The sequence below is a fragment of the Herbaspirillum sp. Her4 genome, from assembly GCF_057961335.1.
The window spans coordinates 362,753-383,815 of sequence record NZ_CM176330.1 but is presented as its reverse complement, the minus strand read 5'-3'; the positions used below and the strand labels follow the sequence as shown (position 1 = coordinate 383,815).

At 61.4% G+C, this 21,063-nt stretch carries 18 protein-coding genes; 2 read left to right on the top strand and 16 right to left on the bottom strand.

Going from position 1 to position 21,063, the window contains the following annotated elements; all coding sequences use genetic code 11:
- Positions 1-280 precede the first annotated feature (280 nt).
- From ACWFUC_RS01745 to ACWFUC_RS01710, 8 genes are all read right to left on the bottom strand, one after another.
- A complete protein-coding gene (locus tag ACWFUC_RS01745; protein ID WP_039783680.1) occupies positions 281-1,420 on the bottom strand; it encodes a BMP family ABC transporter substrate-binding protein in 1,140 nt (379 codons plus the stop codon).
- An 89-nt stretch (positions 1,421-1,509) separates the two neighbouring features.
- On the bottom strand, positions 1,510-2,430 hold the full coding sequence (locus ACWFUC_RS01740; RefSeq protein WP_034332726.1) for an ABC transporter permease: 921 nt from the start codon (positions 2,428-2,430) through the stop codon (positions 1,510-1,512).
- Between the two features lie 16 nt (positions 2,431-2,446).
- Positions 2,447-3,541: an ABC transporter permease gene (locus ACWFUC_RS01735; RefSeq protein ID WP_489623932.1), complete on the bottom strand. Its 1,095-nt coding sequence runs from the start codon at positions 3,539-3,541 to the stop codon at positions 2,447-2,449.
- Positions 3,534-5,084, bottom strand: coding sequence for an ABC transporter ATP-binding protein (locus ACWFUC_RS01730; protein ID WP_034332724.1), 1,551 nt, complete (start codon positions 5,082-5,084; stop codon positions 3,534-3,536). The genes ACWFUC_RS01735 and ACWFUC_RS01730 overlap by 8 nt, the downstream gene beginning before the upstream one ends.
- 179 nt (positions 5,085-5,263) lie before the next feature.
- Positions 5,264-6,043, bottom strand: a complete 780-nt coding sequence (locus tag ACWFUC_RS01725; RefSeq protein ID WP_134223561.1) for an ABC transporter permease — start codon at positions 6,041-6,043, stop codon at positions 5,264-5,266.
- A 28-nt stretch (positions 6,044-6,071) separates the two neighbouring features.
- Positions 6,072-6,857, bottom strand: coding sequence for an ABC transporter ATP-binding protein (locus ACWFUC_RS01720; RefSeq protein ID WP_034332722.1), 786 nt, complete (start codon positions 6,855-6,857; stop codon positions 6,072-6,074).
- Positions 6,858-6,901: 44 nt separating this feature from the next.
- On the bottom strand, positions 6,902-7,936 hold the full coding sequence (locus ACWFUC_RS01715) for an ABC transporter substrate-binding protein (RefSeq protein ID WP_489637426.1): 1,035 nt from the start codon (positions 7,934-7,936) through the stop codon (positions 6,902-6,904).
- A gap of 300 nt (positions 7,937-8,236) precedes the next feature.
- Entirely contained in the window at positions 8,237-9,319 is a 1,083-nt protein-coding gene (locus ACWFUC_RS01710) for a porin (protein WP_489623930.1), read from the bottom strand.
- 719 nt (positions 9,320-10,038) lie between these two features.
- Here ACWFUC_RS01710 and ACWFUC_RS01705 point away from each other — a divergent pair.
- On the top strand, positions 10,039-11,283 hold the full coding sequence (locus ACWFUC_RS01705; protein WP_121040603.1) for a urate hydroxylase PuuD: 1,245 nt from the start codon (positions 10,039-10,041) through the stop codon (positions 11,281-11,283).
- 944 nt (positions 11,284-12,227) lie between these two features.
- On the opposite strand, the gene puuE is transcribed toward ACWFUC_RS01705, so the two are convergent.
- The 5 genes from puuE to ACWFUC_RS01680 form a co-directional block, all read right to left on the bottom strand.
- Entirely contained in the window at positions 12,228-13,160 is a 933-nt protein-coding gene (gene puuE / locus ACWFUC_RS01700) for an allantoinase PuuE (protein ID WP_489623929.1), read from the bottom strand.
- Between the two features lie 64 nt (positions 13,161-13,224).
- Positions 13,225-13,959: an aspartate/glutamate racemase family protein gene (locus ACWFUC_RS01695; RefSeq protein ID WP_489623928.1), complete on the bottom strand. Its 735-nt coding sequence runs from the start codon at positions 13,957-13,959 to the stop codon at positions 13,225-13,227.
- Positions 13,960-13,998: 39 nt separating this feature from the next.
- Positions 13,999-15,450, bottom strand: coding sequence for an NCS1 family nucleobase:cation symporter-1 (locus tag ACWFUC_RS01690; protein ID WP_121040597.1), 1,452 nt, complete (start codon positions 15,448-15,450; stop codon positions 13,999-14,001).
- Positions 15,451-15,673: 223 nt separating this feature from the next.
- Positions 15,674-16,414 carry a GntR family transcriptional regulator gene (locus tag ACWFUC_RS01685; RefSeq protein WP_204726984.1) on the bottom strand — a complete coding sequence of 247 codons (741 nt, stop codon included), beginning with the start codon at positions 16,412-16,414 and terminating at the stop codon, positions 15,674-15,676.
- Positions 16,415-16,856: 442 nt separating this feature from the next.
- Positions 16,857-17,915 carry an adenosine deaminase gene (locus ACWFUC_RS01680; RefSeq protein WP_489623927.1) on the bottom strand — a complete coding sequence of 353 codons (1,059 nt, stop codon included), beginning with the start codon at positions 17,913-17,915 and terminating at the stop codon, positions 16,857-16,859.
- A 301-nt stretch (positions 17,916-18,216) separates the two neighbouring features.
- Between ACWFUC_RS01680 and ACWFUC_RS01675 the strand changes: the two genes are divergently transcribed.
- Complete coding sequence (locus ACWFUC_RS01675) at positions 18,217-18,762, top strand: hypothetical protein (RefSeq protein ID WP_121040593.1); 546 nt, start codon at positions 18,217-18,219, stop codon at positions 18,760-18,762.
- Between the two features lie 115 nt (positions 18,763-18,877).
- On the opposite strand, the gene ACWFUC_RS01670 is transcribed toward ACWFUC_RS01675, so the two are convergent.
- Genes ACWFUC_RS01670 through ACWFUC_RS01660 form a run of 3 tightly spaced genes read right to left on the bottom strand, consistent with a single transcriptional unit; the run spans position 18,878 to position 20,917 of the window.
- Positions 18,878-19,612: an amino acid ABC transporter ATP-binding protein gene (locus ACWFUC_RS01670; protein ID WP_088755038.1), complete on the bottom strand. Its 735-nt coding sequence runs from the start codon at positions 19,610-19,612 to the stop codon at positions 18,878-18,880.
- Positions 19,593-20,249 carry an amino acid ABC transporter permease gene (locus tag ACWFUC_RS01665; RefSeq protein ID WP_034334373.1) on the bottom strand — a complete coding sequence of 219 codons (657 nt, stop codon included), beginning with the start codon at positions 20,247-20,249 and terminating at the stop codon, positions 19,593-19,595. Before ACWFUC_RS01665 ends, ACWFUC_RS01670 begins: the two co-directional genes overlap by 20 nt.
- Positions 20,246-20,917, bottom strand: a complete 672-nt coding sequence (locus ACWFUC_RS01660) for an amino acid ABC transporter permease (RefSeq protein WP_489623926.1) — start codon at positions 20,915-20,917, stop codon at positions 20,246-20,248. The genes ACWFUC_RS01665 and ACWFUC_RS01660 overlap by 4 nt, the downstream gene beginning before the upstream one ends.
- Positions 20,918-21,063: the final 146 nt, after the last annotated feature.

Here is a 21,063-nt window from a genome sequence, read left to right as displayed (position 1 = left end):
GAAGGAAAATGCAGGCTTTCCACCCGGTTTGGCTGTGCATTATACAGGCTGGATGCGGCCGCGATAGCGGTGGAACGGGGGTTTTCGGCGAGCCGATAGTAAGGCGGCCAAGACTGTTCGGAGATTCGGCAAAAGTTGCAGCCGTGAAGATTTCTGAGAGAAAAGTGACCCGGCGAAAGCGCACTTTGCCAAAAAAAACCGCCGGCACCTCGCGATGCCAGCGGTCTTCATCAAGCTTGCCCCGGCGCCTGACAGCAGCGCCGGGTGAGGAAACCGGCAATCAGCCCGGTACCTTGCCGTCCACGCCCTCGACGTAGAACTTGATGCCATGCAGGAAGCCGTCATCGGCCACGGCGTCCTTGCCCAGCACTTCCTTGCCGGCGTTGTCCTTGATCGGACCCTTCCAGATCGGCGCCGAGCCGTCGACGATGCCCTTCTTGCGCTCTTCCACCAGCGACTTCACGTCGGCCGGCAGTTCAGGATTGAAGGCGGCCAGGTCGATGCCATTTTCCTTCAGGCCGATCCAGCTGGTGCTGCTCTTCCACGAGCCATCCAGCACGGCTTGCACGCGCGCCGTGTAATACACGCCCCAGTTGATCATGGAAGCAGCCAGGTGGGCCTTGGGGCCGAAGCTGGTCATGTCGCTGTCCCAGCCGAAGGCATATACACCCTTTTCCTGCGCGGTCTGCACCACGGCCGCGGAGTCGGTGTTCTGCATCAGCACATCCACGCCCTGGCCGATCAGGGTGGTGGCGGCTTCACGTTCCTTGCCCGGATCGAACCACTTGTTGACCCACACCACGGCGGTGGTGGCCTTCGGATTGACCGAACGCGCACCCAGGGTGAAGGAGTCGATGTTGCGGATCACTTCAGGAATCGGCACCGAGGCCACCACGCCCAGCTTGCCGGACTTGCTCATCTTGCCCGCGACCACGCCGGCCAGGTAAGCGCCTTCATAGGTGCGCACGTCGTATTGCGCCAGGTTGTCGGCGGTCTTGAAGCCAGTAGCGTGTTCGAACTTCACATCCGGGAATTCCTTGGCGACCTTGAGCATGGCTTCCATGTAGCCGAAGGTGGTGCCGAAGATCAGCTTGTTGCCATCGGTGGCCAGCTGGCGGAAGACGCGCTCGGCATCCGCTGCGGATTCAGGAATGTTTTCCACGAAGGTGGTCTTGACCTTGTCGCCGAATTTTTCTTCGACCGCCTTGCGGCCCTTGTCATGCGCAAAGGTCCAGCCGGCGTCGCCCACCGGGCCGATGTAGACGAAGGCCACCTTCAGCGGATCAGCCGCCGGTGCCGCAGCAGCCGGCGCAGCAGCGGGCGCGGCGGCAGCGGGTTCTTCCTTCTTGCCGCAACCGATCAGGGTTGCGGCCGCCAAGGTGGCGAGCATCGTCAAGGATGCCCTGCGCGAAATCTTCATTGTGTTCTCCCTCAAGGTCAGTGGATAAATGCAAGTGCTGCTACAAAAATGGACTAAAAGAACTAAACGATATAAACGATATAAATAGTTCAGGAGGCGCCCGGACGGAACGGCTTGCCCAGCGAGGCCGGCATGTTCAGGCGGATCCAGTCGGGGTTGCGCGAGATCAGCGCCAGCACCACGATGGTGGCCAGGTACGGGGCCATCGACAGGATCTGCGAGGGCACCGTCACGCCCATGCCCTGCAGGTAGAACTGCGCGATGGTGACGCCGCCGAACAGCAGCGAACCCAGCAAGACCCGTGCCGGACGCCAGGTGGCGAAGGCGGTCAGGGCCAGCGCGATCCAGCCGCGTCCGGCCACCAGGCCCTCGACCCACATCGGGGTATAGACCAGCGACATGTAAGCACCCGCCAGGCCGCAGCAGGCACCGCCGAACAGCAGCGCCAGATAGCGGATGCCACGCACCGAATAGCCCAGCGCATGCGCCGATTCCGGCGACTCGCCCACTGCACGCAGCACCAGTCCGGCCCGTGTGCGATACAGGAACCAGATGCTGGCCAGGCACAGCGCGAAGGCCACATAGCTCATCCAGTGCTGGTGGAACAGGGCCTTGCCGAGGAAGGGAATATCACCCAGCAGCGGAATCGAATTCGGTTGCGCCGGCAGCGCCAGGCCGACAAAGCGCTGGCCGACGAAGGCCGACAGGCCAGCCCCGAAGATCGACAGTGCCAGGCCGGTCGCGACCTGGTTGGTGGCCAGGCGCAGCGCCAGCCAGGCGAAGAGCGTCGCCATGAGCATGCCGCAGACGGCGCCGGCAACAAAGCCGAGCAGCGGGCTCTTGGTGGCATAGCCGACCGCAAAGCCGGCGATGGCCGCCACCAGCATCATGCCTTCGGCACCCAGGTTGAGCACGCCGGAGCGTTCATTGATCAACAGCCCGATGGCCGCCAGCAGCAGGGGCGTGCCGGCATTGATGGAGGCTGCGATGAGAGGAGCGAGTTGTTCCATGTCCTGTCCTGATTCCTTAGACTTTCTTTTTCCACGCCAGGCGGTAATCGATGAGCGTATCGCAGGCCAGCAGCAGGAACAGCAGCATGCCCTGGAACACGCCCGTGATGGCCGAGGGCAGGCCCAGGCGCGACTGCGCCAGCTCGCCGCCCAGGTACAGCAGCGACATGATCAGCCCGCCCAGGATGGCGCCCACCGGATGCAGGCGGCCGATGAAGGCCACGATGATGGCGGCGAAACCATAGCCCGGCGACACCGACGGCAACAGCTGCCCGATCGGACCGGCGATCTCGAAGGCCCCGGCCAGTCCGGCAAAGGCCCCCGAGATCAGCAGCGAGACCCACAAGGCCGACCGTGCCGAGAAGCCCGCATAGCGCGCCGCATGCGGTGCCACGCCACCGACCATGAGCGAGAAGCCGCGCAGGCTGCGCATCATGAAGATCGCCATCAGGATGGCCGCGACGATGGCCACCGCAAAGCCGATATGCAGGCGCGTGCCCGACATCAGCATGGGCAGCATGAATTCGCCGGAGAACACCTTCGACTGCGGGAAGTTCATGCCGTTGGGATCCTTCAGCGGACCATTGACGGCCCACATCAGCAGCAGCTGCGCCACATAGGTCAGCATCAGCGAGACCAGGATTTCATTGGCATTGAACTGGTCGCGCAGGTAAGCCGTGATGGCCGCCCACAAGGCACCGCCGATAATGCCGGCCACGATCATGAGCACCAGTCCCATGCCGCCGGAGATGCCGTGCCCCGGCACATCCAGCCACACCAGCATGGCGCCCGAGCAGAGCGCGCCGACCGTGAACTGGCCTTCGGCACCGATGTTCCAGATGCTGGCGCGGAAGCACACCGCCAGCCCCAGCGCACACAGGATCAGCGGCACGGATTTGAGCAGCAGCTCGCTGATGGCGCGCTTGCCATTGAACGGATCGACCAGGAATACCTTCAGCCCGGCCAGCGGATCCTTGCCCAGTGCCAGGAACAGCAGCGCACCGAGGAACAAGGTGGCGACGATGGCGATCACCGGCGACAGATAGGTCATGGTTTTGGACGGCGTACCGCGCAGTTCCAGACGCAGCGGGAAGCTCATGCGTTCAGCCATGGTTCACCTCCGCCGCAGCGGCTGCCGGTTCGTCCCATAGACCGCTCATCCACACACCCACTTGCTCGCGCGTGGCCTGCTCGATGGGGATGGAGGGCGACAGACGTCCCTTGGCGATGACGTGCAGGCGATCACATAATGCGAACAATTCGTCAAGTTCTTCCGAGATCACCAGCACTGCACAACCTTCCTGTTTCAGTTTCAAGATTTCGCCGTGGATCTGGGCGGCGGCACCGACGTCCACGCCCCAGGTCGGCTGGGCCACCACGAAGACGGCGGGTTTGCGTTCCATTTCGCGGCCGACGATGAATTTCTGCAGGTTGCCGCCCGAGAGGCTCTTGGCCGGGGCATCCGGTCCTGCTGCCTTGACCTTGAAGCGTTCGATGATGGAGGCCGCAGCGCGGCGCGTAAAACCGAAGTCGATCATGCCGCGCTTCACGTAAGGCGCTTTCTGATGGGACAGCAGCATGTTGGCCGTGAGCGAAAGCCCAGGCACGGCACCGCGCCCCAGGCGTTCTTCCGGCACCAGGCCCAGGCCCGCCGCGCGGCGCGGATTGGGCGAGAGGTCGCCTACGGCCTTGCCGGCCAGCATGATCATGTTGGGCGCAGCGCGCTGGTCTTCGCCCGAGAGCGCCGCCAGCAATTCCTGCTGGCCATTGCCGGAGACCCCAGCGATGCCGACGATTTCACCGGCGCGCACTTCGCATTCGATGTCCTTCAGTTCGGTGGCAAACAGATGCGCCTTGGGCAGCGAGAGACGATTGACGTGCAGCTTGCGCTCATTGCGCAGCGAATCGGGATTGCGTTCGCGCTGCAGGCGCACCAGTTCGTCACCGATCATCATGCGCGAGAGGCTGGCGCTGCTTTCATTGCGCGGATCGCAGTTGCCGGTCACGCGGCCACCGCGCATGACGGTGGCGCTGTGGCACAGCGCGCGGATTTCGTCGAGCTTGTGGCTGATGTAGAGGATGCTGCAACCCTCGTCGGCCAGGCGGCGCAGGGTGACGAACAGTTTTTCCACCGCCTGGGGCGTGAGCACCGAGGTCGGCTCGTCCAGGATCAGCAATTGCGGTTCGGTCAGCAGCGCGCGCACGATTTCCACGCGCTGGCGTTCACCGACCGACAGCGTATGCACGTGGCGCTGCGGTTCGAGTTCCAGTCCGTATTTTTCGCCGGTGCGGGTGATGCGTTCGGCCAGTTCCTTGAGGTCGGTCTTGGCATCCAGGCCCAGGGCGATGTTCTCGGTCACGGTCAGCGTATCGAACAGCGAGAAATGCTGGAACACCATCGCAATGCCCAGCTTGCGCGCCACCTGTGGATTGGCGATCTGCACGGTCTCGCCGTTCCAGCGCAGTTCGCCGGCGTCCGGCTTGACGGCGCCGAAAATGATTTTCATCAGGGTGGACTTGCCCGCGCCGTTCTCCCCGAGCACGGCGTGGATCTCGCCGGGCGCCACCGCCAGGCTGACATCGTCATTGGCCAGCACGCCCGGGTAGGCCTTGCGCACATGGCTGATTTCAAGACGGAGTGGAACTGCGCTCACGTGATTTCCCTGTGGTGATGAATGTGGTCATGTCGAAATGCAACGCGGTCCGCGTGCCTGCGGCCGCCGCGAGCGCCCCTGCGGCTCGCACGCGCGACATCATAGACAAATTGCGCCGCGCCGCATACCGCTTTTGCCGGGTTTTGCGCCCCTGTTGCGGCGTTACGGCCCGATTTACCTCATTTTCCCCGATGCGCCCAGCCGGTGGTGCGTTTCTCGATGATGGCAAACAGCTCGTACATGGCCATGGCCATGGCCCCGATCACCACCAGCCCGGCAAAGGCCAGCGGCATCTTCATCGAGGAGCCGGCCGAGACCAGCAGGTAGCCGATGCCCTGGTTGGAGGCATTCATCTCGGACACGGTCGAGCCCACGAAGGCCAGCGTGATGGCCACCTTCAGGGAGGCGAAGAAATACGGCATCGAACGCGGCAGGCCGACCTTGAGCAGGATGTCCATGCGGCGCGCGCCGAGCACACGCAAGACGTCTTCCAGTTCGGGTTCCAGCGTGGCCAGGCCAGTGGCGATGTTGACCATGATGGGGAAGAAGGAGATCAGAAACGCCGTGAGGATGGCCGGCCCTGCGCCGATGCCGAACCAGACCACCAGCACCGGCACGAAGGCCGCCTTGGGCAGGGCATTGAAGGCCGTCATGAGCGGGTAGGCGGCGGCATACAGCATGGGTGAAGATCCGATCACGAAGCCCAGCGTCACACCGACCGCCACGGCGATGGCGAAGCCCACCATGGTGACCCAAAAGGTCGAGAGGGCATGTTCGGTGATCGGGCCGGCGTAATCCACCATCGCCTGCAGGATGGAAGCGGGACTCGGAAAGATGAAGTCGGAGACCTGCCACACGCTGCAGATGAATTGCCACACGCCCAGGATGGCGAGCAGCAGGATCCAGGGCGCCAGCGTGGTGGCGGCGCGGTTGAGTTTGCCGTTGAACGGAGTTTTCATGAGTTTCCTTGGCCGGGCCTGGTGAGGGTCAGGTATTGCGCACGTGGCCGATGTGCTCGCGCAGTTCATGCACCAGCGCGTTGAAGCCGTCGGTATAGGTGGTTTCCAGCGGGCAGGGACGCGGCAGCGGGTTTTCCCGCCGCACCACGATGCGGCCCGGGCGCTTGCTCATCACATAGATGGTGTCGGCCAGGAAGGCCGCCTCGCGCAGGTCGTGCGTGACCAGGATGACGTTGAAGCGGCGCTCGGCCCACAAGTCGCGCAGTACGCACCACAGTTCTTCGCGGGTGAAGGCGTCGAGCGCGCCGAAGGGTTCATCCAGCAGCAGCATCTTGGGCTCATGAATCAGCGCGCGGCAGATCGAGGCGCGCTGCTGCATGCCGCCCGAGAGTTGCCACGGGAATTTGTCGGCATAGCCATCCAGGCCCACGGTCTTGAGCAGCTTGAGCGCACGCTCTGTGTACTCGGCCTTCTTCTGCTTGAACTCGCGCCGGTAGGGCTCGACGATCTCCAGCGGCAGCAGCACGTTTTCCAGCGTGGTGCGCCAGGGCAACAGGGTCGGGGCCTGGAAGGCCATGCCCACGAACTTGAGCGGCCCCGTGACCGTCTGGCCATTGATGACGACGCTGCCGCGATTGGGCTGCTTCAAGCCCGTGGCCAGCTTCATGAAGGTGGACTTGCCGCAGCCCGACGGCCCGACGATGGCGATGAATTCGCCAGCGCGGGTCTGCAGGTCGATGTCTTCCACCGCAAATTCGGCGGCGCCATCATAGGCCAGGTAGACGTGGCGGAAATCGACGAAGGGTTCGCTCATGAATGCTTCAGTCAAGGATGAATTTGGTAAACGATATAAATGATTTACTTGGGGAACACGTTCAGCTCGGCCTTGCCCGGCAGGAAGCTGCCATTCCAGATCTTGTCGGCGTTGACGCGGGTCTTGGTGCCATAGGCGTCCGAGACTTGCGAGGCCATGAGCGTCAGGCGCGGGCTGTAGACCTGTCCGTAGCCTTCCGCCTTGGCGTGCGGCGTGGCGATCGCGCTGGCGATGGCCAGTTTCAGGCGGCGCAGTTCCAGCTTTTCATCGATGAGGCCATCGCGTTCCTTCAGGACCTTGATGGCGGCTTCCGGATTGGCCATCACGTCGCGGCTGGCCTTGGCGAAGGCGCGCAGGAAGCCCTTGATGGCTTCGGGCTTCTGCTTGACCATGGTTTCGGAGGCGATGATGGTGTTGCCGTACAGGCGCACGCCGTAGTCCGGGTACATCATCACGTTGATGTCTTCATCCTTGATGCCGCGCGCATTCAGGTTCAGGAGCGAGGTGAAATAGAAACCGGTGATGGCATCCACGTCGCCGCGTGCCAGCATGGTTTCGCGCAGCGGCGGGTCCATGCTGGTCCATTGCGCCTTGCTGGCATCGAGCCCATTGGCCTTGGCGAAGATCGGATAAGCGCGGCGGCCGGCGTCGAACACCGGTGCGCCCAGCTTCTTGCCGGCCAGGTCGGCGGGCTTCTTGATGCCGGATTTCTTGAGCGAGAACACCGCGGCTGGGGTGTCGTTGTAGACCATCATCACGGCCACCGGCTTGCCCGGGGCATCGGGATTGTTGGCGGTGAATTCCATCAGGGCGGCCATGTCGGCAAAGCCCATGTCATAGGTGCCGGAGGCCACGCGGTTGACCGCATTGCCCGAGCCGTTGCCGGCGTCGATGGTGACATCCAGTTTTTCCTGCGCGAAGTAGCCCTTGGACTTGGCCACCAGGAACAGGGCGGCCGGACCTTCGAAGCGCCAGTCCAGCTGGAATTTGATTTTGGTGTCCTGGGCAAAGCTGGGCGAGGTCGACAGCAGGCCGAGCAGTAGCGCCGCCAGGCAACCGAGGAAGCGGAAATGACGCATGGGGAAATCTCCCGAAAAGCGATTGAAAAAAGAAGATGGAAACCGCAACGCGCGCGCTATTTGGTCGTGGAAACGATAGCGTTCAGAGTGCCGGCGGCGCGTTCCGGTAATGCGGTTCCCACCGAAGTACTGCCTCAAGATCACGCCACGGCTAGAAGGAGTCGCCGCGACGGCTACGACGCTTGTAAAACCTGCTGCACGATCACCGCATGACCGGAGTCCACGCCATCGGAAACGGGTGGCGCGTACTCCAGTTTGAACTTGCCGCAATTGCGGTGTGTTCAATATGCGGACATGCCGTTAGAAGCGATGGCGGATTCCCAGGCCGAACGATGCTGCATTGCTTTGGCTGGAGATCTTGTCGTTCATGACGATCGCGTACACGTCGGTGCGCTTGGACAGGAAGTAGTCGTAGCCGACTGAGGTGGTATTGCGCGACACGTCGCCGGTGGTCAGCAGATCGCCGGTGCGTTTGGTGCGAGCGATGGCGGCCAGGATGGAGCCATTGCCTACCGGGATCGACAGGCCTGCGCTCATTACCTTGTCCTTGGCTTGCGACGCGCCAGCGGTGGTGTCCTTGCTGGTCTGGTAGGTGCCGTACAGTTTGATCACCTGGAAGTCATAGGTCGCGCCGAGCATCCAGGTTTTCTGGCGATTGATGGAAGCGAAGGGTGTGGTGGCGTCAACGACAGCCGCACCGGAATTGGGGTTGCTGACCTGCGCATCGAAGTACAAGGCGGTCAGTGCCAGACCACCGTTGAAGTAGAGCGCGTTGACACCGATGTTCTTTTTGCCGTTATCGCCAGCCACTTCACCGAACTGATAGTGCAGGTTGGCTTGCAGGCCACCGAACTTCGGAGTGGTATAGATGACTTCGTTGCTCCAACCGCTGTCAGCTGCGTTTGCTTGGGTCCAGGTGCGCGCACCGAAACTTCCCGACGGGGTGTAGACGTGCAGTACCAGCGGTGAGAAGGTAAAGGAGTCGCCAAACGGGTTGAACAGCACGGTTGGCAGGAAGCTTGGTGCGAGACCGCGTCCCAGGGAGACTTTGCCGAACTCACCTGACAGGCCGATGTTGGCATCGCGCGAGAACAGGTTGTCTCCGGAGAAGCGGCCATAGGCACCGGTATCTGTCTGGAAGAACGAGGTCAGGGCAAATTCTGCCCTGAGACCGCCGCCCAGATCTTCAACACCCTTGAAGCCGATCCAGGAGGTGGTCATGCCGCCAGAACCGACCGAGGACTTGCTTCCGGTATCGCCACTGTTTTTCATGCTGCCGACGTAAGCGTCGACGAGGCCGCTGACAGTGACGGATGATTGCGCCATTGCACTGCCGGCCATCAGGCAGGCTGATAAAGCCAGTGCCAAACGAGTTTTCTTCATTGATCTCCCCTGTTGATAAAAAATGGGTGTCGGAAAGCTGATCCGACGATTTCACCGTGTTGCGCATGACAGGAGGTAATGCCGCTCTCCCGATCCACCTGCCGTGCGGGTTCAGCAACGCCAATTAGCAGATATCGTGCCAACCGGGTATTGCGGGCCGGGCGCTGATATTGGAGGGCGGGCGGGACTCATCAGCCCGGCCCCCTGCACAAGGGGAGAGGTGGTTCTGACTGAGGTTGTTGGGAGGTGCGACAATCAATTGTCGTATGCGTCGGCAGTTGGCTTACATTTTGTTGACAATGTTTTCTGATCAATTGCAACAAGTTGGTGCCTTCGCTGCACTGATTTTGACGGCATGCACTAAAAAAACATGCTTGCCAGGCAGGCTGGCGATGGCCTTGATCTGATCGTGGAGGTATCGCCCGGGAGCGGGTTGACGCTTATCTGCAAAAAGCACTTTGGGCTATAAAGATCGCCACATATTGTGAACAAAAAATATTGCTATTGTGCACAATCTGCGCTTGGATTCTCCAAGCGTCAGCTGGGCTGCTGTTGGTTTGGGTTGCTCGGTGGGATTAAGCCTGTTGGCAATCGGGATGCAGACTTGTTCGCAAGCGGACGTCGGTGTTTTTCTCATCCCGGCACCATTTATGCTTGAACCTTTGGCTGGGGCATTTTCGCCCTCCAGCCTTACTACTACATGAGGACGCATTTCTGACATGGAAGCCTACCTTCTCGATTGGCTCAATCTTCTGCTGCGCTGGCTGCACGTGATCACGGCGATTGCCTGGATCGGGTCTTCGTTCTATTTCGTCTGGCTGGACAACAGTCTGGTGGCACCGACCGATCCTGAACTCAAGGAAAAGGGCGTCGGCGGGGAGCTGTGGGCGGTGCATGGCGGCGGTTTCTACAATCCGCAAAAGTATCTTCTTGCACCCAAGGTGTTGCCAGAGCATCTGCACTGGTTTTATTGGGAGTCCTACAGTACCTGGCTGTCGGGCTTTGCCTTGTTTTCGCTGTTGTATCTCTTCAATGCGAACGTCTTTTTGGTGGATCGCAATGTGTTCGATATGTCGGCGTCGATGGCGGGCGGGACGGCCATTGCCTTCCTGGTCTTCAACTGGCTGATCTATGACGCGATCTGCAGCACCATCGGGGATCGGCCGGGGGCGGATCGGCTGGTCAATATTCTGGTCGGGTTGCAGGTGATCGTTTCGGTTTGGGCAGCCTGCCATCTGTTTTCGGGGCGGGCGGCATTCCTCATCAGCGGGGCTTCCCTTGCCACCATCATGAGCGCGAACGTGCTGGTGTGGATCATTCCGGGGCAGCGCAAGATGGTGGCCTCCATGCGCGCCGGGCAAGCACCCGATCCGATTCATGGCAAGCGCGGCAAGCAGCGTAGCGTCCACAATACTTACTTCACCTTGCCGGTGCTGTTTGCCATGCTGTCCAATCACTACAGCATGACTTACAGCGCGCCGCATAACTGGATTGTCTTGTTGTGCATCATGGCCGCTGGTGCCTTGATCCGGCAGTTCTTCGTGTTGCGGCACAAGGGGGTTTACAACTGGTGGTATCCGGGGATTGCTGTTGCACTGCTGCTGGCGGTGATCTTGTGGATGAGTCCTGCCATGCAGTCCAAGCCGGTGGCTGCTGTTGCTCCTTCTTCCTCTGCTGCTCCTGCTCCTGCTGGCGAAGCTGTGGCTGCAGGGTCGTTTGCCCAAGTCCAGCAAGTCATCCAGGCGCGATGCATCCAGTGCCATGCCGCCAAACCTACCCTCATGCCTGTGCCCGGCAAAGGCGTGCTGCTCGATTCGCCTGAACATATCTCCCAGCACGCTCAGCAGATCTATCAACAGGCTGTCGTGCAGAAGGCCATGCCCTTAGGGAACATGACTCAGATCACCGACGATGAACGTGCCATCATCGGGAAGTGGTTCGAAAGCGGTGCTCCCGTTAAATGATGGTTTGATTGCTTGGTGGCTTGGCAGACTGCTTTTCTGGTTTTGTGGTTTGGGGCAGTCTGCACGGATTGCTTTCCTGCGCTCTAGCTTAATTATTTTCTCTCTCCGGTCGGAAGAACGCGCCGGGAGCGGCCCGGCAGCCGCTCACTTTTCTTGTCTCGCCAAGAAAAGTAAGCAAAAGAAGGCGACCCCAAAGAGCCAGCCCTCCTGCGGAGGGTCCCGTCGCAGCGAAGCGAAAAGTGGGAAGGATAGAGTCGCTTCGCTCCCACTATCCTTCTGATCCACTTTTCGCTCCGCTGCGACGGCTGGCTCTATGGGGACGGCAACCCCCACAGGCTCGTCTTCGGCCTCGCAACTTCTCCGACTCGCCTTCGGCTTTGCGTTGGCTCGCCTGCGGCATCGACCGGTCGATCGTTTCCACTCCCGCTCTGGGTTTTGGGTTTTTCTTTTTTGTTTTTTTTGTCTAAATAATTTCCGTCCGTTCGTCCTGAGTAGTCGCGCAGCGACGTATCGAAGGCGAGAGAACGCCAACGCAAAGCCGAAGGCGAGTCGGAGAAGTTGCGAGGCCGAAGGCGAGCCGTCTCAGTCGTCCGCATCTGCGCCGCCGCTTCAGAGCCCAACAAAACGGGAAAAATAGAGTCGCTTCGCTCCGACTATTTTTCTGATCCGTTTTGTTGGGCTCTGAAGCGGGGACCCTCCGAAGGAGGGCGGCGGAGTTGCGGTCGCCTTCTTTTGCTTACTTTTCTTGGCGAGACAAGAAAAGTGAGCGGCTGCCGGGCCGCTCCCGGCGCGTTCTTCCGACCGGAGAGAGAAAATAATTAAGCTAGAGCGCAGGAAGAAATTCCGTGCAGACTACCCCAAACCGTAAAATCACCACCGAAAAAAAAATACCGCCCAAGGACAAAACCCCAAGGCGGTACAGATAAATTCCAAAAAGGAATAAATCAACGCTCCGAAAATGGATGCGTCTTCTTCCAGTGTTCAGCGATATCGATACGCCGGCAGATCCAGACTTTGTCGTGTGACTGCACATAATCCAGGAAGCGCTGCAGGGCACGGAACCGTCCAGGCCGTCCGAGCAAGCGGCAATGCATCCCGATGGACAGCATCTTCGGCGCGTCTTCACCCTCTTCATAGAGCACGTCGAAACTATCCTTGAGGTACTGGTAGAAGTGCTCGCTGGTATTGAACCCCTGAGGCGTGGCAAACCGCATGTCATTGGAATCCAGCGTATAAGGCACCACCAGATGCGGCGCCTTCACGCCACCGCTGGTCTCGACTTCAGTCCAGAACGGCAGATCATCCCCGTAGTAATCGGAGTCATAGGCAAAGCCCCCGTGCTCCACGACCAGCTGCCGCGTATTGGGCGAATCCCGCCCCGTATACCAGCCCAGCGGCGCGCTCCCGGTGAGCGCACGGAAGATCTGCACCGCCTCCTGCATGTGCGCCCGCTCGGTCTCGATATCCATGTTCTGATAATGAATCCACTTCAAGCCATGGCAAGCGATCTCATGCCCCAGCTCCTGGAACGCCTGAGTCACATCAGGCGAACGCTGCAAGGCCGTGGCCACGCCAAAGATCGTCATCGGCAGACCACGCTTCTCGAACTCGCGCAGGATGCGCCACACCCCCACCCGCGACCCATATTCGTAAATCGATTCCATCGACATGTGCCGCGCCGGATAAGCCGCCGCCCCCACGATCTCGGACAGGAATTGCTCCGACGCAGGATCGCCATGCAAGACGCAATTCTCGCCGCCTTCTTCATAATTCAGCACGAATTGCAAAGCCACCCGCGCCTGGCCGGGCCAGCGCGCGTGCGGCGGGTTGCGGCCGTAGCCGGCCAGGTCGCGAGGGTAAGTTTGTTGCTGTGACATAAGTTCTTCGTTTGGCTGTCAAGAAAGGAAATCGCAGCGCCCAACCACAGCGCCGCAGGGAAAATCACACACGTGCAAAACCGCTGAGCAATCCATGATAAGCCTTGGGCAAAGGCCGCGCCCATTCACCACCCTTGGCCGTGCCCAACCCCAGCGCCACCAGCGACTCCGCCAGCTTGACCGCTGCGGTCACCCCATCGATCACCGGTGCACCAATGTCACGGCCAATGGCCGCACACAGGTCAGCCATGCCGGCACACCCCAGCACGATGGCCTCGGCCCCGTCTTCAGCCAGCGCACGCCGGCACTCGTCGGTAATGCGCGCCCGCGCATCGGAAGCCGGATTCTCCAGCTCCAGCACCGCAATCTCGCAGGCGCGCACGTTACGGCAAAAACGCTGCATGCCGTAACGCTCGGCCAGATGCCAGGCCATGCCGCTGGTGCGCGCCAGCGTGGTCACCACCGAGAAGGAGGGGGCGACCAGGCTGGCCATGTGCATCGCCGCTTCGGCAATCCCGATCACCGGTCCCCGCGCCAGCTCGCGCGCGGCCGCCAAACCAGGGTCGCCGAAACAGGCAATTACGTAGGCGTCCACTCCCTCGCGCTCGCCCTGCTCGATTTCCTGCAGCAGGCCCGGCACGGCCAGCGCCTCGTCATAGTGGCTCTCGATGGAGGCCGGCCCCATCTGCGGACTCACGCCCGTGATCTCGGTGCCGGGTGCCGCCACCTGACGGGCGCAGGCGGTCATGGCCTCGGTCATGCTCATGGTGGTATTGGGATTGATCAGCTTGATGCGCATGCTTGTTCCTTGATGCAATGAAGTCCAGGTCGGTGACGCTCAACGCTTGCGCGCGAACATCAGATAGAACACCGCGCCCAGCGCCGCACCGATGAACCACGAGAAGTCCGCCGCTTTGCGCAGCTGCGGCAGCATCACGCAGGCCACGCACACGGCTGCGGCCAGCACCAGCGCCTTGACCGCATCACGGTTCACGCCATTGGTGTACCAGTAGCGGCCTTCGGGACGCATGGTGTAGAGATCCTCAACCTTTACCTGGCGCTGCTTGACCAGGTAGTAGTCCGACAGCAGGATGCCGTACAGCGGGCCGATGAAGCCGCCCAGCACATCCAGCGTGTAGTGGATCACTTCCGGATTGCCGAACAGATTCCAGGGCGTGATGAAGATCGAGGCCGTGGCCGCGATCATGCCGCCGGCGCGCCAGCTGATGCGGCTGGGCGAGAGATTGGAAAAGTCGAAGGCCGCCGAGACGAAATTGGCCACGATGTTGATGCCGATGGTGGCCGTCAGGAAGGTCAGCGCGCCGATCACCGCAGCCGTGGTGCTGTCGATGCGCGAGACGGTTTCCACCGGGTCGGTGATCAGCTCACCAAACACGGCGATGGTGGCAGAAGTCGTCACCACCGTGACTATCGAGAAGGCCAGGAAGTTGACCGGCAGGCCCCAGAAGTTGCCGCGCTTCACATCGGCGAAAGTATGGCAGTAGCGGGAGAAGTCGCCGAAGTTGAGCATCGGCCCCGAGAAATAGGACACCACCAGCGAGATCGCCGTGATCATCACCGAGACCGCCGCCCAGCCGCTGTACTTGATCTCGCCCAGGTTCAGGCCGACATTCTGCCAGCCGGCCTTGTAGATCATCCAGCCCGCCAGGATGAACATGACCACATAGACCGCCGGACCGGCAAAGTCGATGAACTTCTTGATGGTCTCCATGCCGTTCCAGAACACCAGCGCCTGCAGCACCCACAGCAGCAGGAAACCGCCCCAGCCCAGGGTGGAGAGGCCGGCGAAGGAATGCACGTGGACATCGGCATAAGGCTTCAATTCCGGGAAGAACTTCAGCACCACCACCACGAAGGCGGCCGAGGCCAGGTAGGTCTGGATGCCGTACCAGGCCACCGCGATCAGGCCGCGGATCATGGCCGGGACGTTGGCGCCCAGCACGCCAAAGGACAGGCGGCTCATCACCGGATAGGGCACGCCATGCGCCTGGCTGGGACGCGCCACCAGGTTGCACAGCAGGTAGACGATGCTGATGCCGATCAACAGCGAGATCAGCACCTGCCAGCTGGTCAGGCCCAGGGCGAACAGGCTGCCGGCAAACACGTAGCCGCCCACGCTGTGCACGTCGGACATCCAGAAGGCAAAGATGTTGTAGGAACCCCAGGTCTGCTTCTTCAGCGGGGCAAGGTCTTCATTGGTCAGGCGCGCGTCGTCGGCGCCGGCGAGATAGGCGCCGGGTGCAGCGGAGGGGGAAGCATCGGTAGTCATGGCCGGTCTCCATCAGAGAGAAAGGTTGGGTGAAACGAATCACGCCCGGCCGCAGCCGGGCTGTTCAACGGACTTCCTGCATGCTCTTGTCGGCATGGTGGTGGTCACACGGTCGGTATTGCATTCGGCCGCGCGACGTGGCCCTGTTTGTTTCTCACTTCCTTCTTCCATCTTCCTGACCCTCCCTGGCGGGAAAATCAGGGTGTGCGCGCCGGCCCGTGGGTCACAGTCCCTTGCCGAGCACGGCACGCAGATCGAACTGATCATCCGCATCCGGCCGTACCCGGTCCTCGCACAAATGCAAGTGATGTGCCATATGCGACTGGGCAGCGGCAACATCGCCTTTTTCCAGCGCTTCCAGCACGGTCTCGTGTTCATCGAAGGAGCAGGCGTTGTGGCCCGGCGCCTCCGTCTTGGCGATCATCAGCGTGGTGCGCGAAACCAGCTTGCGCAGCGTCTCCACCAGCAGCGCATTGCCCGTCAGCTCCGCCAGCGCCAGGTGGAACTGGGCGGAAAGCCGGATCCAGCGCGGCCGGTCACCGTTCAGATAGCAATCCCGCTCTTCCTCTACCATGCGCCGCAAGCCGGCGATCTGGCGCGTACCCGCCTCGCGCCCGACCTTCTCCAGCACCGCATGTTCGAGGATGTTGCGCAACTCGAACATGTCGCGCACCTCGGCATGCGAAGGGCTGGCGATGAAGGCGCCCCGGTTGGCTTCCAGATCCACCATGCCCTCCGAGGCCAGGCGCGACAGCACCTTGCGCACCGTGTGGCGGGCCGTGTCGTAGATCTGGCACAGGGTCTGCTCGGTCAGCTTGGTACGCGGCGGCAGGCGGTGTTCCATGATCGCGTCATAGATGTCCTGGTACATCCTCTCCTCGACCGCTCCCGTGCTTTCGCGCTCGCGCGCACTGGCGCGGCCCGGGGCGGCAGGGGGGCGTGCGGTTTTGCTGGCTTTGTTCATGATGCTCATGCTCTGGCTGGAATGACTGTCTGGAAGGTCTTGCCGGTCAACAACGAGGCGCATGGATCGTCAACAATCTGAAAATGGATTTGCAACAAAACGGGGCTTATTCTGCACCAAAAAGAATGCCCTGTGACCCTCTTTGGGTCACCGCCGACGCGACTTTCGATGCTGCGACGCAGCGCCGATGGGGCAAACTTCCCTTGTGAACAATGGCGTACCGCATGCTGCATGGCGTAATCTTGATTTCAAAAATTGTTGTCAATCCGTGCGTTCGATTGCGGCAAAAATGGGTGGTCAATGGTGCCGGTGGCGCGCTGCAAAAGACGGGCCGGACCGTCGCCAATCCCCTGTAACTCCTATGCAAGAAGCGTGCTTGACCGCAAGGGATATGAAAACGCCCAGCACATGGCCGGGCGCGATGTTGCGAGCTGCGGCAGGTCTAGTGGCTGGCGGCGTACTGTTCCAGCTCCTGGTGCAGGGTGGCCTTGTCTTCTTCGGACAGGAAGCAGGCGTCGATGCCATTGCGGGCCAGCTGCAGCACCTGCTCGCGCGAGAGGTTCAGCGAGCGGGCGACAGCGTGGTAGTTGGCGTTCATGTAGCCGCCGAAATAGGCCGGGTCGTCGGAGTTGACGGTGACGGCCAGGCCGGCATCGAGCAGGCGTGCCAGGTTGTGCTCGGCCATCTCCTTGACCACGCACAGCTTCAGGTTGGACAACGGGCACACCGTCAGCGGCGTGCGCTGTTGCGCCAGACGCTGCATCAGGGCCGGGTCTTCCTCGCTGCGCACGCCGTGGTCGATGCGTTCGACGTGCAGCACGTCCAGCGCGCCGATCACGTAGGCGGCCGGACCTTCTTCACCGGCGTGGGCCACCAGGCGGAAGCCCAGTTCACGGCAGCGGGCGTAGACGCGTTCGAACTTCTCCGGCGGATTGCCGCGTTCGGAGGAATCCAGGCCGATGCCCAGCCACAGGTCGGCGTACTGCTCGCGCAGCGGCAGTGCCGCTTCCAGCGTGGCGAAGGCGTCCTCTTCGGAAAGATGGCGCAGGAAGGACATGATCATCACGCTGCCGAAGCCATCGCGACGGCGCGCATCGCGCAGGGCGGCGGCGATGCCGGCGAATACGGTAGCGATCGGAATGCCGCGCTCGGTGTGTGTTTGCGGATCGAAGAAGATCTCGGCATGGCGCACGTTGTCGGCTTGCGCGCGGGCAATGTAGGCGGCGGTCATGTCGTAGAAGTCCTGCTCGGTGCGCAGCACGTTGGCGCCCGCGTAGTAGAGATCGAGGAAGGACTGCAGGTCGCTGAAGTTGTAGGCCGCGCGCAGGTCCTCGACCGAAGCGTAGGGCAGGGCGACGTTGTTGCGCTGGGCCAGGGCGAACATCAGCTCGGGTTCCAGCGTGCCTTCGATGTGCAGGTGCAGTTCGGTTTTCGGCAGGCCGGCGATGAAACCGTCCAGCGCGGCGCCGGTAGCGGAGGAAGAAATGACAGCTGAGCTCATGGAAACGACCCTTCAAAAATGGCAGAAACAGGGAAGGCGGGCGCGGGAACAGACCCGCGAGCGCCGCGCGACACCTCGCCGCGCCAGCATAGCCGCCTTCCGGACCCCGCATTATCACGCAAATCGCAACCCTGGCTCCACAAAGGTAAAAGCCGGTATGTCGCTGAACCAAAGAGGCTGCGTGAGTTCCGAGCAGCAGTGCTGCGGCCTCTCGCCGGGCGGGACTTTGGCAGGGATGCAACTAAATCTCGCCAGCATCGGGCAAGCCATGTTTAAATGCTAAGCTTCTTGGGGGAAACGAATGCGCAAGTCGATCAGGGAAAGCATGCAGTGGATCGTGGGTGGCACCGTACTGGTGGCCATGTCGGGGTGTTCCATGATGCCGTGGACCGAAGCCGAGGACCCGACGGTGGTACCGTACAAGACGGTCCTGAGCGGTTCTTACCAGGGTTTCCTGAAGAACTGGGATGAGCAGCGTCAGCCGGTTTTCTGTGCCCTGATCCGCAGCCGCGCCGAGTGGGACCGCTGGATGCAGCCGGCTCCGGTGATGAACGACAAGCGTCCCTTCGGTCCTTCGGCCGATCATTTTGAACGCAAGCAATATCTGGTGGTGGCGCGCAGCATGACCGCGCCGGATGCGGCGGAACGTCCCCATGTCTTCACGCCCTTGTCGCTGCGTCTGCGCGACGGCACCCTGCGTCTGAACTATCTCTATCGCGCACCGGCTTCCGGCGCTTCGTATCGCATCAAGGATTACCTGATGGTGGCCATTCCCAAAGAACGGTTCACGACGGGGCCGGTGGTGTTTTATGAGAATGACCGGAAGGTGTGTGAAGTGGAGCGGTAACGCCCAGGCTGGCCCAATGGTCAGCCACATCCGTGCAGGACCTGAACGAAAAAAAGCCGAAGGCGAGAGCACCTTCGGCTTTTTCATTTCTGACTCCGTCTGACATATGGCGGCTTCAAGCCCCTTGCGTCATCCCGATGAACTGCTGCAATTCCGGCGTCTTGGGATTGCCGAACAATTCCTCCGGCGGTCCGATCTCATGCACCTTGCCCTGGTGCATGAACACCAGCCGGTTGCAGACCTCGCGCGCAAAACGCATCTCGTGCGTCACCATCAACAGCGTCATGCCTTCCTTGGCCAGGCCGCGCATGACGGTCAGCACTTCGTTGACCAGTTCCGGATCCAGCGCCGAGGTGATCTCGTCGCACAGCAGCGCCTGCGGATTCATCGACAGCGCGCGCGCAATCGCCACGCGCTGCTGCTGGCCGCCGGAGAGTTGGTCCGGAAATGCATCAAACTTGTGACCCAGCCCGACCTTCTCCAGATTGGCCTTGGCCGTGGCCATCGCCTCGGCTTCGCTCGTGCCCTTCACGATCATCGGCGCAATCATCACGTTGCGGCCCACCGAGAGATGCGGGAACAGGTTGAACTGCTGGAAGATCATGCCGACCTTCAGCCGCAGGTTGCGCAGCTCCAGTTCGCTCGCACCCAGCTTGGCACCGGCCACGCTGATGTTGCCCTCGTCGATGCTCTCCAGGCCGTTGATACAGCGCAGCAGCGTGGACTTGCCCGAGCCGCTCTTGCCGATGATGGCGATCACTTCACCGGGCTCGACGTCCAGGCTGATGCCCTTGAGGACTTCGTTGTCGCCGAAGCGTTTCTTGACGTTGTCAATGGCGATGAGCGGCATTGTATTTCCTTTCTAAAGACTGGCTGTACTTGGACAGCGGCCAGCAAAGCACGAAGTAGAAGGCACCCACGATGGCAAACACCGTGAAGGGGCGGAAGGTGGCATTGGTGATGACGGTGCCGGCCTTGGACAATTCGATGAAGCCGATGATGGAGGTCACCGCCGTCGACTTGATGATCTGCACGCCAAATCCCACCGTCGGTGCAATCGCGATACGGAAAGCCTGCGGCAGCACGATGTAGCGCATCTGCTGGAAGTAGCCCATGGCCAGCACCGATGAGGCTTCCCACTGCCCCTTGGGAATGGCTTCCACGCAGCCGCGCCAGATCTCGGCGAGATACGACGCGCTCCAGCACATCAGCGCCAGTCCCGCCGCCAGCCAAGCCGGCACTTCGATACCGAACAGCGCAATGCCGAAGAAGACCAGGAACAACTGCATCAGCAGCGGGGTGCCCTGGAACAGTTCGATGTAGAGCCGGGCGACTTGTCGCAGCCAGTTCTGGCGCGAAGTGCGCATGAACAGGATGATCAGGCCCAGTGCGCCACCGAGCACGAAGGTGACCAGCGACAGGACGATGGTCCAGCGCCACGCCAACATCAGGTTGCGGACGATGTCCCAGGTGGTGAACGTGATCATGCGGTCCTCCGGGCGGTGATGAAGTGGTTGCCGATCAGGCGCAGCAACTGGCGCAGCAGGATGGCCAGCACCAGGTAGATGGCGGTGGCGACGATGTAGGCTTCGAAGGCGCGGAAGTTGCGGCCCTGGATGTAGTTGGCCGCGAAGGACAATTCTTCCACCGCGATCTGCGAACACACCGCCGAGCCCAGCATGACGATGACCACCTGCGAAGACAGTGCCGGCCAGATCTTCTGCAGCGCCGGACGCAGGATGATGTGGCGGAAGATCTGCCCGCGCGACATCGACAGCGATTGCGCCGCCTCGATCTGCCCGCGCGGAATCGCTTGTACGCCGGCGCGGATGATCTCGGTGCTGTAGGCACCCAGGTTGATCACCATGGCCAGGATGGCAGCGGTGATTTCACTGATGTGGATGTTCAGCGAAGGCAGGCCGAAGAAGATGAAGAACAGCTGCACCAGGAAGGGCGTGTTGCGGATGATCTCCACATAGCCGCTGACGATGGGTTTGAGCCAGCCCGCCCCCTGCGTGCGTGCCCAGGCACCGAAGATGCCCACGGCCACGCCCAGCACGCCGCCGATGGCGATGAGCTCGGCGGTGGTCGCCACACCCTTGACGATGACGTCGGTGTAGTCGAGCGTGGAAAGAAAATCGAATTGATAAGCCATGATGTCGTGTCTGCCCTGCCTCGAAAATGCTGCGTTTGCCGGGTTGTCCGCCTGCCTGCTGCCGGGGTGAAACTGGTTTGCTGCTGTATTGGTACTGTATTGGTGCTCTAGGGCGACCGTATTGCCGTCGCCTTGCTACTGTACTG

What these genes read in the sequence shown, in the direction of transcription:
- ACWFUC_RS01745 (WP_039783680.1), bottom strand. Translation starts at nt 1,420, where the DNA reads ATGAAGATTTCGCGCAGGGCATCCTTGACGATGCTCGCCACCTTGGCG.
- ACWFUC_RS01740 (WP_034332726.1), bottom strand. Translation starts at nt 2,430, where the DNA reads ATGGAACAACTCGCTCCTCTCATCGCAGCCTCCATCAATGCCGGCACG.
- ACWFUC_RS01735 (WP_489623932.1), bottom strand. Translation starts at nt 3,541, where the DNA reads ATGGCTGAACGCATGAGCTTCCCGCTGCGTCTGGAACTGCGCGGTACG.
- ACWFUC_RS01725 (WP_134223561.1), bottom strand. Translation starts at nt 6,043, where the DNA reads ATGAAAACTCCGTTCAACGGCAAACTCAACCGCGCCGCCACCACGCTG.
- ACWFUC_RS01720 (WP_034332722.1), bottom strand. Translation starts at nt 6,857, where the DNA reads ATGAGCGAACCCTTCGTCGATTTCCGCCACGTCTACCTGGCCTATGAT.
- ACWFUC_RS01715 (WP_489637426.1), bottom strand. Translation starts at nt 7,936, where the DNA reads ATGCGTCATTTCCGCTTCCTCGGTTGCCTGGCGGCGCTACTGCTCGGC.
- ACWFUC_RS01710 (WP_489623930.1), bottom strand. Translation starts at nt 9,319, where the DNA reads ATGAAGAAAACTCGTTTGGCACTGGCTTTATCAGCCTGCCTGATGGCC.
- ACWFUC_RS01705 (WP_121040603.1), top strand. Translation starts at nt 10,039, where the DNA reads ATGGAAGCCTACCTTCTCGATTGGCTCAATCTTCTGCTGCGCTGGCTG.
- puuE (WP_489623929.1), bottom strand. Translation starts at nt 13,160, where the DNA reads ATGTCACAGCAACAAACTTACCCTCGCGACCTGGCCGGCTACGGCCGC.
- ACWFUC_RS01695 (WP_489623928.1), bottom strand. Translation starts at nt 13,959, where the DNA reads ATGCGCATCAAGCTGATCAATCCCAATACCACCATGAGCATGACCGAG.
- ACWFUC_RS01690 (WP_121040597.1), bottom strand. Translation starts at nt 15,450, where the DNA reads ATGACTACCGATGCTTCCCCCTCCGCTGCACCCGGCGCCTATCTCGCC.
- ACWFUC_RS01685 (WP_204726984.1), bottom strand. Translation starts at nt 16,414, where the DNA reads ATGAACAAAGCCAGCAAAACCGCACGCCCCCCTGCCGCCCCGGGCCGC.
- ACWFUC_RS01680 (WP_489623927.1), bottom strand. Translation starts at nt 17,915, where the DNA reads ATGAGCTCAGCTGTCATTTCTTCCTCCGCTACCGGCGCCGCGCTGGAC.
- ACWFUC_RS01675 (WP_121040593.1), top strand. Translation starts at nt 18,217, where the DNA reads ATGCGCAAGTCGATCAGGGAAAGCATGCAGTGGATCGTGGGTGGCACC.
- ACWFUC_RS01670 (WP_088755038.1), bottom strand. Translation starts at nt 19,612, where the DNA reads ATGCCGCTCATCGCCATTGACAACGTCAAGAAACGCTTCGGCGACAAC.
- ACWFUC_RS01665 (WP_034334373.1), bottom strand. Translation starts at nt 20,249, where the DNA reads ATGATCACGTTCACCACCTGGGACATCGTCCGCAACCTGATGTTGGCG.
- ACWFUC_RS01660 (WP_489623926.1), bottom strand. Translation starts at nt 20,917, where the DNA reads ATGGCTTATCAATTCGATTTTCTTTCCACGCTCGACTACACCGACGTC.